This window comes from Cupriavidus sp. 10L45, from assembly GCF_056395225.1.
Genome location: NZ_JBFTJC010000006.1, coordinates 287,481 through 299,200, shown reverse-complemented (window position 1 = coordinate 299,200; position 11,720 = coordinate 287,481). Strand labels below are relative to the sequence as shown.

Sequence of the window (11,720 nt, the reverse complement as noted above, 5' to 3'; positions counted from 1 at the left end):
GCCCCGTGAAAACCCTGATCGAGCATCTGTCGCATTACGCGGCCTATCACCGCGATCGCCGCAACATCGTCACCCATTTCGTCGGCATCCCGATGATCGTGCTGGCCGTGACCACGCTGCTCGGCCGGCCCGCCATGCCGCTCGGCGAGGGGGCGGCGTTCCTCACCCCGGCCATGGTCGTCTACGCGCTCTCGTGCCTGTTCTACCTGCGGCTGTCGTTCGCCTTCGGCCTCGCCATGGCGGTCATTCTGGCCGTATTCCTATGGGTTGGGGCATGGATTGCCGCGCTGCCGACGGCGGCCTGGCTCGCTTCCGGCATCGGCCTGTTCGTGGTGGGATGGATCATCCAGTTCGTCGGGCACTACTACGAGGGGCGCAAGCCGGCGTTCGTCGATGACCTCGTCGGGCTGCTGATCGGCCCGCTCTTCCTGGTGGCGGAGACCGCGTTCGCGATGGGCCTTGCCCGCGAAACGCACGACGCAATGGCCGCGCACGTGCACTGATCGGGTCAGATTCCAGATCTTCGGGCACACGCCGCGCACGCCAAAGTGGGGGGACGTACCCCCTTTACGCGTGCGCAAGGCCCGCTCGCGAGCCCGTTGCTGACGCAAAGCAGCGACAAAACCCGGGGTTTTCACTGGGTTTGACGTGCCTCATGTACGAAAACCCCTTGACTTGCGGTACTTTCCGCTATGATTCAGTGCGTACCGGCACCCGTGATTCGCAACGTGCCACTGCGGTGAGACGCAGCGATACGCGGCGATACGCCGGGACACATTCTTCAACTCACGTATATCGATATGGCGACCAAAGCGAAACCGACCACGAAGACTGCAACCAAGCCCGCTGCCAAGAAGGCACCGGCAACCAAGGCACCCGTGAAGGCTGCCGCCAAGAAGGCCGCTCCGGCCAAGAAGGCTGCTCCCGCCGCTGCTCCGGCTCCGAAGCCGCTGAAGGACACCTTCAACAAGTCGAGCCTGGTCGCTCACCTGGTAGCTCAGACCCAGCTGGAAGCCAAGGCCGTGAAGTCGGTGCTGGCCCATCTGGAAAACACCATCGTCAGCGCGCTGAACAAGAAGGGCGCCGGCGAATTCACGCTGCCGGGCCTGCTGAAGGTGACCGCACAGCAAGTGCCGGCCAAGAAGAAGCGCTTTGGCAAGGACCCGTTCACGGGTGAAGAGCGTTGGTTCCCGGCCAAGCCGGCCAGCGTCAAGGTCAAGGTCCGTCCGCTGAAGAAGCTGAAGGACGCCGCGGCCTGATCGCCACGCATCTTTGGTAGTCCTGAAAACCCCACCCGCTCCGGCGCGTGGGGTTTTTTGTTGCCCGGATGCCCGGGCGGCGAGGGCGGCGAGGGCGGGTCAGTACGCCTTGAAATTGGCTGCCACGCGCTGGCGCAGGAAATCGCCCGCCGAGATGGCTGGGTACAGCCGTGCAGGGCCCTCGATCGTCGCCTCGCGGTTGGCCTGGCAGAAGAACGCCAGGCTGTAGCGCGGGCCCATGTACTCGCCCGGCGCGGGGTTGCGCACGCGGTGGAAGTTGGACGGCAGGCGGTCATCGCTCCAGCGCATCAGCATGTCCCCGATATTGCACGTGATGACGTCTTCGTCCGGGGCGATGGGCGTCCACGCCTGCGCCTCCATCTCCTTGCCCGGACAGACCTGCAGGCCGCCCTGGCCCTGGCGCTGGAACAGCAGCGTCAGGCAGTCGAAATCCGTATGGGCACCGGCACGCCAGAGTTCGAGTTTGTCCTGCGCCTCGGGCGGAATCGCGTAGTAGTGCAGCAGCCGCAGCGTGCTCTGGTAGTCCGGCGCGGCCGGGTCGTGGGCGCGCGTGAAGAATTCCGGATCGAAGCCGAGCTTGTCGGCGAAGCAGGACAGGAGCTTCATGCCCACCTCCCAGCACTGGCGCTCGAAGGCCAGCATGGTGGCCTGGAAGCCGGCCAGCTCCGCCTCAGTGGGCCATAGCGGCGCCATGTGCGGGCGCGTGATCTGGTAGGACTCCTTCTGGTCCGGCGTGCCCGTGGACGGCCGTACCTGCGCGCGGGACTCCCAGCCGGCGTTGTTGGCCTTCTGCAGCGGATACAGGCCCTTCACGGCCTCCGGCAGCGCGAAGAAGCGTTCGGTCATGGCGAAGGCTTCGCGCACGGCGGCGAGGTCGATGCCATGGTTCGCCACCTGGAAGAAGCCGACGTCCACGGCCGCATGCCAGAGTTCGTCGGCGATCTCGGCCTTGCGGCGGGGGTAGTCGGAGAGGTCGATGCGGCGGATCTCGCGCGCGCTGGTCTCGTGGCCTTGCGCGCCCATGCGGGATTCGCGGGCCAGTTCGTGGAGGGAGGCGGTGTCGGTCATGATCGTTCCGGAGTCAGGAAAGGTTGGGTGCGGTCCTGCCTTTCGCGCGATGACTGCCGGGGGATCTGACCTGCGGACGATCTCTTGAGCCCCGGTGCCAGTCGCGCAAGGGCGGGGCACGGACGTCAAGAGCAATTTCCTGCCGCGCACCGGGGGTGGGCGGTTGAACGCTTCTACTCTTCGGGGGGTGAGATTGCAGGTTTCGGGCCAGGGGGATGGCGCCGATTTTGACCCAGTTCCGGGCCGATTTGCGCCGGGGTGGCGCACGCCATGCCGCAGGATGGTGCGGCGCGCCCAAAAAAAAACGCCGGCGCAAAGGCCGGCGTTCAGTTCTTTCCTCCCGCAGCGGGGAGGGCACCACATGACCGCTTACTGCGGTCCCAGCTTGCGGATCAGGGCGTCCAGCTTGCCCATTTCCTCTTCGTTCAGGTCCGTCAGCGGTGCGCGCACCGGGCCGGCATCGTGGCCAACCAGCTTGGCGCCGGCCTTGACGATCGACACCGCGTAGCCGTGCTTGCGGTTACGGATGTCCAGGTACGGCAGGAAGAAGTCGTCGATCAGGCGACCCACGGTAGCGTGGTCGTCCGCCGCGATGGCGCGGTAGAAGTCCATCGCCGTCTTCGGGATGAAGTTGAACACGGCCGACGAGTACACCGGCACGCCCAGCGCCTTGTAGGCAGCGGCGTAGACCTCGGCGGTGGGCAGGCCGCCCAGGTAGGCCAGGCGGTCGCCGAGCTTGCGGCGCACGCGCACCATTGCCTCGATCTCGCCCACGCCGTCCTTGAAGCCGATCAGGTTCGGGCAGCGGTCGACCACGCGTTCCAGCAGGTCGGCGCCGATGCGCGAGTTGGCGCGGTTGTAGACGATCACGCCGCACTTGGTGGCCTTGCAGACCTCTTCAATGTGGTTGGCGATGCCTTCTTCGCTGGCTTCGGTCAGGTAATGCGGCATCAGCAGGATGCCGTGCGCGCCCAGGCGCTCGGCTTCCTTGGCGTATTCGATGGCCACGCGGGTCGGGCCGCCGGCGCCGGCCAGGATGGGTACCTTGCCACGGCAGGTTTCCACCGCGGTGCGGATCACGTTCGAATAGTCCTGCTGCGTCAGCGAGAAGAACTCGCCCGTGCCGCCGGCTGCGAACAGGGCCGAGGCGCCGTACGGGGCCAGCCATTCCAGGCGTTCGATATAGGTCGACGGGCGGAAATTGCCCTGTTCGTCAAAGTCGGTCACGGGGAACGAAAGCAGGCCGTCCGAAATAATCTGCTTGAGTTCTTGCGGTGTAGTCATGTCGCTCATCCTGATCGCCACATGGCGAAAATGGTGTGGTTTGTTAATGGGGCAAGGCCCGTTCGATGACCTCGCACCCAACTGCTGAGTGGATTCGAGATAAGTCATCGTACAACTAACAACTTGACGGTGCAAGGGCTAAGGGCACGACCGAGGGAAAACCCCGGCATTTTTGCCCGCACCGGGGGTGGGCAGACGAGGGGGGCGTCACATCGCCCAGACCTGCCGATCGCCCGCCAGGCCGCAAGGAGATTGAAAGGAAGGCCATCGGGCCCGATGCCCGAAAGCAGGGCGATTTGCACCGTTCAGGGTAAACGCGCACTGTGTCTGACGGAACCGCGTCCCTATAATCGCAGTCGTACGACGACATATCACAAGCCGGTTCCCACGCATTCTGCACCCGGTCCCCGGCTGTGAGGAGACCCCGATGAACGCAAGCCCCACTTCCAGCACCGCCGCCGCGACTTCTGTCGAAGGCGCGCGCCGCACCAACGTCCGCTACTGGATTCTCCTGCTCATCTTCATTGTGACCACGGTCAACTACGCCGACCGGGCCACGCTGTCGATCACCGGCCCCGCGATGCGCGAGGAGTTCGGCTTCAGCGCCGTGCAGATGGGCTATATCTTCTCCGCCTTCAGCTGGGCCTATGTGATGGCGCAGATTCCAGGCGGCTGGCTGCTCGACCGCTTCGGCGCACGCCGCATCTACGCGGCCAGCATCTTCGTCTGGTCGTTCTTCACGCTGCTGCAGGGCTGGCTGGGCGTGTTCGCCACCATCGGCTCGGTCATGACCGTACTGTTCGCGCTGCGCTTTGCCGTGGGCCTGGCCGAATCGCCGGCTTTCCCGGCCAACGCCAAGGTGGTCGCCAGCTGGTTCCCCACCGCCGAGCGTGGCACGGCATCGGCCATCTTCAACGCCGCCCAGTACTTCGCCGCCGTGGTCTTCACGCCGCTGATGGCCTGGGTCGTCCATAGCTGGGGCTGGCACCACGTCTACCTGTGGATGGGCCTGATGGGCATGGCGCTGGCGCTGGTATGGCTCAAGATCATGCGCAGCCCGGCCACGCACCCGGCCGTGAACCGCGCCGAACTCGACTATATCGAGCAGGGCGGCGGGCTGATCCATATGAACGAAGGCGCCGGCCAGGCCAAGGAAAAGGCACCGGCGGGCTGGTTCTACGCCAAGCAACTGCTCTCCAACCGCATGCTGGCTGGCGTGTACCTCGGCCAGTACTGCATCAACGTGCTGACGTACTTCTTCCTGACGTGGTTCCCGGTGTACCTGGTGCAGGCGCGCGGCATGTCGATCCTGAAGGCGGGCTTCGTGGCCTCGCTGCCGGCTATCTGCGGCTTCCTGGGCGGGGTGCTGGGCGGGGTGATCTCCGACAGCCTGCTGCGCAAGGGCTACTCGCTGACCTTCGCGCGCAAGCTGCCCATCGTGGTCGGCATGCTGCTGTCCGTGTCGATGATTGCCTGCAACTACGTGGATGCCGAGTGGCTGGTGGTCGGCATCATGGCGCTGGCCTTCTTCGGCAAGGGCATTGGCGCGCTGGGCTGGGCTGTGGTGGCCGATACGGCGCCCAAGGAGGTCATGGGCCTCGCCGGCAGCATTTTCAACACCTTTGGCAATATCGCCGGCATCGTGACGCCGATCGTGATCGGCTATATCCTCAGCGTCACGGGCTCGTTCAACGGCGCGCTGGTTTTCGTGGGCATCAACGCCCTGGTCACCGTGGTGAGCTACCTGGTGATCGTGAAGGACATCCGGCGCGTGGAACTGAAGCACGCCTGATATAGAGAGAAGACAAGGACCCCCCAACATGTCTGAACAGGATTCCCCGGTGGCCGCCCAGGCCGTGGCTGCCGACCCCAAGCCGCTGTACATCCGCATCCACGCCGACGACAACGTGGCCATCATCGCCAATGACGGCGGCCTGCCCGCCGGCACGGTGTTCCCGTGCGGCCTGACGCTCGTGGAACGCGTGCCGCAGGGCCACAAGGTGGCGCTGGTGGACCTGAAGCAGGACGACGCGGTCATGCGCTACAACGTGGTGATCGGCTACGCGCTGAAAGACCTGCCGCGCGGCAGCTGGATCAACGAGCGCGTGCTGCGCATGCCCGAGCCGCCGGGCCTGACCGACCTGCCGATCGGCACGCGCGTGCCGGCGCCGCTGCCGCCGCTGGAAGGCTATACCTTCGAAGGCTTCCGCAACCCGGACGGCTCCGTGGGCACCCGCAACATCCTGGCGATTACCACCACGGTGCAGTGCGTGTCCGGCGTGGTCGAGCACGCGGTGCGCCGCATCAAGGCCGAACTGCTGCCGCGCTACCCCAATGTCGACGACGTGATCGGCCTGGAGCACACCTATGGCTGCGGCGTGGCGATCGACGCCCCCGATGCCATCGTGCCCATCCGCACGCTGCGCAACATCGCCCTGAACCCCAACTTCGGCGGCCGCGCGATGATGGTGAGCCTGGGCTGCGAGAAGCTCCAGCCGGAACGCCTGATGCCGCCCGGCACGATCCCCATCCAGACCGGCGCCGGCGAGGTGCAGGTGGGCGTGGTCTGTCTGCAGGATGACCAGCACGTGGGCTTCGGGTCGATGATCGACTCGATCATGACCATGGCCGAATCGCACCTCGAAGTGCTGAACGCGCGCCAGCGCGAGACCTGCCCGGTCTCCGAACTGGTGGTGGGCGTGCAGTGCGGCGGCAGCGACGCCTTCTCGGGCGTGACCGCCAACCCCGCCGTGGGCTACGCCACGGACCTGCTGGTGCGTGCCGGCGCCGCCGTGATGTTCTCGGAAGTGACCGAGGTGCGCGACGGCATCGCCCAGCTCACCGCACGGGCCGCCACCCCGGAAGTGGCCGAGGCCATGATCCGCGAGATGGACTGGTACGACCGCTACCTGGACCGTGGCCGCGTGGACCGCAGCGCCAACACCTCGCCCGGCAACAAGAAGGGCGGGCTGTCGAACATCGTGGAAAAGGCGATGGGGTCCATCGTCAAGTCGGGCAGCTCGGCCATCTCCGGCGTGCTGTCACCGGGCGAGAAGCTCAAGCAGAAGGGCCTGATCTACGCCGCCACGCCGGCCAGCGACTTTATCTGCGGCACGCTGCAACTGGCCGCCGGCATGAACCTGCACGTGTTCACCACTGGCCGGGGCACGCCGTATGGCCTGGCCGAGGTGCCGGTGATCAAGGTGGCCACCCGCAACGACCTGGCGCGCCGCTGGCACGACCTGATGGACATCAACGCGGGCCGCATCGCCACCGGCGAGGCCACCATCGAGGATGTAGGCTGGGAGTTGTTCAACCTGATGCTGGACGTGGCCAGCGGGCGCAAGAAGACCTGGGCCGAGCACCACAAGCTCTACAACTCGCTCGCGCTGTTCAACCCGGCGCCGGTGACCTGAGTCACTGGCTGGGCAGGGAAGAGAAGGGGCCGCCGTCGCGCGGTCCCTTTTTTTTGCCGATGCGCTGCGCCCGGGGCGAAGCCCGCTTCGCCGCACCCCCATCCCCATCCCCCGGATCACGAATCCGCCTTCGCACTGCCCACGCGCCCGCGTGAGGCAATCCCCTGCAATATCAACGACTTGTCGACGCACACCCGCCTGGCACGCCTGCTGCAATAGGGTTTGACGAGCGAGACGTCCTATCTCGCCAACCCTGAGCGGAAAGGAGTCGCAAATGCACGATATCGGAAGTTCCAGGCCCGGTGGCTGGGGTGCCGGCTACAACGAGTTTGAACAAGGGTTCTCCTCCGAAATGGCCGGCGAATTCGGCCAGGAGCTGGAGAACGAGTTTGCCAACGAGTTCGGGAACGAGTTCGAGCAGGGCGAGGCGTCCTTCGGCAACGAATTCGAGAATGAGTTCGAGAACGAGATCTCCGGCGAGATGCAGGAGATGGAGCTGGCCGCCGAACTGCTCGCCGTCAACAACGAGCAGGAGATGGAGCAGTTCCTGGGCGGGCTGATCAAGTCGGTGGGCCGCGCGGCCACGGGTTTCGCCAAGTCGTCGGCGGGCAAGGCGCTCGGGGGCATCCTGCGCTCGGCGGCGAAGTCGGCCTTGCCGATTGTCGGCAGCGCGCTGGGCAATCTCGTGGTGCCGGGCGCCGGCGGGGCCATCGGCGGCAAGCTGGCCAGCATGGCCGGCAACGCGCTGGGGCTGGAACTGGAGGGCCTCAGCAACGAGGACCGCGAGTTCGAGGTGGCGCGCCGCGTCGTGCGCATCGGCCGCCATGCCGCCAATCACCTGGCGACGACCCCCATCCCCCCGCAGGTGCCGCCAGCCCGGGCGGCGCACGTGGCCTTCCTGCGCGCGGCAAAGCAGGTGGCGCCGGGGCTGCTGCCGGCGATGAAGCAACTCTCGCGCAATGGCGGGGCTGCTCCGCCGCATGGCGGAAATGGTGGCGGGAACGGCAGCGGGATGGGCATGCAGCACCCGGGCACGTCGATCTTCGGCCCGGCGTCGGGCGGGTCCCACTTGCCGGTGCCGATGGGCCAGTCCCATCCGGGCGGGGCCGTGGCGACGGTCGGATGTCCCTCGTGCGGCACGCAGGTCCAGGCCCCGCACACGGGCCACTTCCCACACGGCGGGGTCTGGCGGCGTTCGCGCAACGGGCGCGCCATCATCCTCTACCTCGGTCCGCAGCAGCGGCCGGCGTACTGAGCGCCACGGGACACCGCGATGAACCCGAGCCTCCACGCGCTGCGTCTGCTGGAACAGGAAGCGCTGGGCATCCGCGCACGCCTGGACGCGCAGTTGCCCTATGCGTTGCAGATGCCGATGGTGCCCGCCGCCAATGTCAGCGATGAGGCGATGGGCGCCATCGAGCGCCATATGCAGGCGGAGCGCAAGCAGCTGCGCGTGCGCATCACGGGCTTCCTGCGCCTGCTGCGCGGCCTGCAGCCCACGCCGCGCGACGTGGCGCGGGCCCAGCAGCGCTATGCCCTGCTCAAGCTGTACTTCCATGCGGCGCTCACGCACTTCGAGATCTTCGCGGAAGTGCTGACGCAGCGCAGCCAGCACGGCACCGGCATCTGGCTCTCGGGCCTCGACGTGGCCGCGCAGGATGGCCTCAAGCAGCCCGGCTCGTCGATCGAGGCGCCGCCCGTCATCTGCTACGTCGAGCGCGGCCATGGCGGTGCCATCCGCCGCGCCCGCACCCGGCTGCCGGGCGGCGGCGCCAATCCGGTGGCGGTGATCCGCATGCCGCGCGAGCGGATGGTGGGCACGGGCATCGCGGCGTCCCTGTTCCATGAAGTGGGGCACCAGGCGGCGGCGCTGCTGGACCTCGTCAACGCCTACCGGCGGGCGTCCGCCAGCCGCGTGGGGCAGGGGCGCACCCCGGCGCAGCGGATCTGGCAGGCGTGGGACCGCTGGATCAGCGAGATCGTGGCGGATCTCTGGGCGGTGTCGCGCGTGGGCATCGCTGCCACGTGCGGGCTGATGAGCGTGGTGAGCCTGCCAAAGGCGTTCGTGCTGCGCATCAACCTCGACGATCCGCATCCGGCACCGTGGATCCGCGTGAAGCTGTCCCTGGCCATGGGCCGCGCGCTCTATCCGCATCCGCAGTGGGACGCGCTGGAGCAGGTCTGGGAGCAGCTCTATCCGCGCTGGCAGATGAGCGCGGCCCAGCGCGAAGCCTTCGATCAGCTGGACCGCGCCGTGCCGTGGTTCGTAGCGACCTTGCTGTCGCTGCGGCCCCCGGCGCTGGACGGCCGCTCGCTGGCGGAGGCGCTGCGCCTGCCAGACCGTCACCCCAAGCGGCTGCTGGCCGCCTGGGAGCGGGTCAGGCAGCGCCCGCAGGAGGGCTTGGCGGACACGCCGACGCTGGCCTTCGCGGTGCTCGGCCAGGCGCGCTACAGCGGCCTGCTGCCGGCCAATGACGAGCTGCAGATCATCTCGGCGCTGCTGCAGCGCTGGGCGCTGGCCGGCTACCTGCCCTGGTCGGCGGGCAGCAGGCAGCTGAGTGTGGTGTTGAACCAGCGCCGCCCGGTCCGGACCCCGGTCCCGGCTTATGCATGATTTTCGTGATTTCCGTGATGGCGTGAAATTGCTGAGGGAGAAATGTGATGGTCAATTCGGACGATATCCACCCCTACAAAGACGTCTTGATCGTGAAGACGACCAAGGGGATGGACGGTGACTACGATGTCACGATACCCGTCTACGGGCTCAGCAACAGCCTGCAGGCGCAATGCCACATCGGCGACCAGCCCACCGACACCCGGAAGGTCGCTGACACCGGCAGCCCCCAGACGCTGACGGCGCGCATCACGCTCAGGATGAAGAGCGGTGTGGACCTCCCGGCCAAGATCGAGATCATCAATGGACTGATCGAGCAGCTGGTTGACCCCAAGGCCATCAGCGCCCAGGAGTCGGCCGATATTGGCGTGTACCTGTCCCAGGGGCATGGCGTGGAACTCAGCCGCGACGTCGAGATCCCGCCGAGGGAAGCGGTGCCGAGCGAGCCCAGTTTCCACCCGCTGGACGACCCGATCGCGGACCGCTCCGGGCCGCTCGACACCGAGCAGTACGTCAGCCCGACCACGGTGCGCCTGCAGCGGACCCCGCGCGCGCTCACCGGCGACGTGGCCCTGTGGCTGCTGATCAAGATGAATGCCGACATGCTCGGCTGGGACAACTACGTCAAGCAGATCGATTCGCTGTTCTTCCCGGACGCGAACACGCCGCTGGGCAAGGATGGCGAGCCGTTCCTCTATGGCGGCGCGGCCCGGCTCAGCCGGCGCCGTTTCCTGCCCTTCACGGACACCGACGCCTACCGGGCCCTCAAGGTGGCGACGGAAGCCTTCGTAGTCACCTGGGGGGCCGTGGTGCCCAGCGGGCCGACGGCCAACGACATCGCCCGGCTGCTGGCCTATGACCCGACCGCCATCGCCCTGGCCAACGACCGCCTCGGCCTGAAGATCACCAAGCCGGACGTGCTGGCGAACAAGTATTTCGGCGGCGGGGCCTCGCCCACGCTCCCGTACCTCCAGCGGATTGCCTCCGCCCTGCAGGGCACGGACGCGGCGGAGCGGATCAACCGGGCGCTGACGGACCGGACCGTGCCGGAAGAGCGCGCCGCGCTACCGGGCGAAGGCGTCACGCCGATGCCCCAGCGCCACCTCGACCATTGCGGCGAAGGCTGCCTGTGGCTCGACCACTGGAACCAGGACATCTCGGCCAAGCTGACCTATCCGCCGCTGATCGAGCTGATCTGGAGCTACTGGATGGAGGAACTCCAGCTGGTGCAGACCATGAACGCGATCTCCCGGCGCTTCCAGAACGTCTCCGCCGGCCCACGCGACCCGCTGGCCCAGTTCGAACTCGATTCCCTGCGCCCGCTCAACAACATCATCTGGGGCTGGGTGCAGGACGAGCAGCACCGCCTGCCGATCGAACGGCGCGCGGCGGAGTACCAGCACGAGTACGGTTTCCAGCTCATCGGCCGGGCCGTGCCGCAGGTGCAGCCGGCCGACACGCGCAGCAAGTTCCTGGGCGCGTTCCACACGCTGCTCAACCTGTGCGTGCCGTTCTTCCGCCAGGCCGACGACACCACGGTGGTGCCGGACGGCTTCCCGCTGCTCAACGCGCTGCGCGAGGTCCACCTGATCCTGTCCGAAGGGGCCCACAACCAGTTCCGCGACCTGCCCACCACCTCCCGCGTGGAAATGATGATGCAGCAGTGGATGCTGGCGCGCCCCGAGTTCCGTGAGTTCCTGCCCCGGCGCGCGATGGTGGCGTATCCGGAGCCGTGGATGCACTCGGTGGAGAGCATGCGCAAGCTGCAGGGCTGGGGCGATACCAACACCTACCAGTTCTGGCAGTTGGCCACCACGGGCGAGCAGATCGTCTCGTCGATCCGATGGAGCGACTGGAACTCGGTCAGCGACCCGGTCAATGCCGCGAACTGGGCCGCCTTCTTCCGGCCGGAGATCCAGACCTATATCCACTCCTACCGGGCAGTGACCGGCGTGGATGTGGGCGTGGAGCCGGTGGACGTGCAGGTGCCCGGCATGCACCTGCTGCGCAGGCTGCACGAGCACAAGGGCGGGCTGCGCATCGCCTAGCGCGGACGGA

At 67.0% G+C, this 11,720-nt stretch carries 9 protein-coding genes; 7 read left to right on the top strand and 2 right to left on the bottom strand.

From position 1 onward, the window contains the following. Nucleotides 1-5 precede the first annotated feature (5 nt). Nucleotides 6-503, top strand: a complete 498-nt coding sequence (locus AC1DFU_RS13530) for an Mpo1 family 2-hydroxy fatty acid dioxygenase (RefSeq protein ID WP_092296641.1) — start codon at nt 6-8, stop codon at nt 501-503. A 297-nt stretch (nt 504-800) separates the two neighbouring features. Next, nucleotides 801-1,259 (top strand): HU family DNA-binding protein, encoded by a 459-nt coding sequence (locus tag AC1DFU_RS13525; RefSeq protein ID WP_092296638.1) that lies wholly within the window; start codon nt 801-803, stop codon nt 1,257-1,259. Between the two features lie 99 nt (nt 1,260-1,358). On the opposite strand, the gene AC1DFU_RS13520 is transcribed toward AC1DFU_RS13525, so the two are convergent. Both AC1DFU_RS13520 and kdgD read right to left on the bottom strand, forming a co-directional pair. Beyond that, nucleotides 1,359-2,348: an isopenicillin N synthase family dioxygenase gene (locus AC1DFU_RS13520; protein WP_441593253.1), complete on the bottom strand. Its 990-nt coding sequence runs from the start codon at nt 2,346-2,348 to the stop codon at nt 1,359-1,361. 369 nt (nt 2,349-2,717) lie between these two features. Continuing rightward, nucleotides 2,718-3,632: a 5-dehydro-4-deoxyglucarate dehydratase gene (gene kdgD, locus AC1DFU_RS13515; protein ID WP_441593251.1), complete on the bottom strand. Its 915-nt coding sequence runs from the start codon at nt 3,630-3,632 to the stop codon at nt 2,718-2,720. 427 nt (nt 3,633-4,059) lie between these two features. Between kdgD and AC1DFU_RS13510 the strand changes: the two genes are divergently transcribed. The 5 genes from AC1DFU_RS13510 to AC1DFU_RS13490 all read left to right on the top strand — a co-directional run bounded on the left by AC1DFU_RS13510 (nt 4,060) and on the right by AC1DFU_RS13490 (nt 11,710). Beyond that, nucleotides 4,060-5,424, top strand: a complete 1,365-nt coding sequence (locus AC1DFU_RS13510; protein ID WP_092296632.1) for an MFS transporter — start codon at nt 4,060-4,062, stop codon at nt 5,422-5,424. Nucleotides 5,425-5,452: 28 nt separating this feature from the next. Beyond that, nucleotides 5,453-7,048: a galactarate dehydratase gene (garD, locus tag AC1DFU_RS13505; RefSeq protein WP_441593248.1), complete on the top strand. Its 1,596-nt coding sequence runs from the start codon at nt 5,453-5,455 to the stop codon at nt 7,046-7,048. 274 nt (nt 7,049-7,322) lie between these two features. Beyond that, complete coding sequence (locus AC1DFU_RS13500; RefSeq protein WP_092296626.1) at nt 7,323-8,303, top strand: hypothetical protein; 981 nt, start codon at nt 7,323-7,325, stop codon at nt 8,301-8,303. A gap of 18 nt (nt 8,304-8,321) precedes the next feature. Continuing rightward, a complete protein-coding gene (locus AC1DFU_RS13495) occupies nt 8,322-9,662 on the top strand; it encodes a hypothetical protein (RefSeq protein ID WP_092296624.1) in 1,341 nt (446 codons plus the stop codon). A gap of 47 nt (nt 9,663-9,709) precedes the next feature. Beyond that, nucleotides 9,710-11,710: an 8-amino-7-oxononanoate synthase gene (locus AC1DFU_RS13490; protein WP_255370883.1), complete on the top strand. Its 2,001-nt coding sequence runs from the start codon at nt 9,710-9,712 to the stop codon at nt 11,708-11,710. Nucleotides 11,711-11,720 lie beyond the last annotated feature (10 nt).

Coding starts and splice junctions, on each gene's coding strand:
- garD (WP_441593248.1), top strand. CDS start 5,453: ATGTCTGAACAGGATTCCCCGGTGGCCGCCCAGGCCGTGGCTGCCGAC.
- AC1DFU_RS13500 (WP_092296626.1), top strand. CDS start 7,323: ATGCACGATATCGGAAGTTCCAGGCCCGGTGGCTGGGGTGCCGGCTAC.
- AC1DFU_RS13520 (WP_441593253.1), bottom strand. CDS start 2,348: ATGACCGACACCGCCTCCCTCCACGAACTGGCCCGCGAATCCCGCATG.
- AC1DFU_RS13525 (WP_092296638.1), top strand. CDS start 801: ATGGCGACCAAAGCGAAACCGACCACGAAGACTGCAACCAAGCCCGCT.
- AC1DFU_RS13495 (WP_092296624.1), top strand. CDS start 8,322: ATGAACCCGAGCCTCCACGCGCTGCGTCTGCTGGAACAGGAAGCGCTG.
- kdgD (WP_441593251.1), bottom strand. CDS start 3,632: ATGACTACACCGCAAGAACTCAAGCAGATTATTTCGGACGGCCTGCTT.
- AC1DFU_RS13490 (WP_255370883.1), top strand. CDS start 9,710: ATGGTCAATTCGGACGATATCCACCCCTACAAAGACGTCTTGATCGTG.
- AC1DFU_RS13510 (WP_092296632.1), top strand. CDS start 4,060: ATGAACGCAAGCCCCACTTCCAGCACCGCCGCCGCGACTTCTGTCGAA.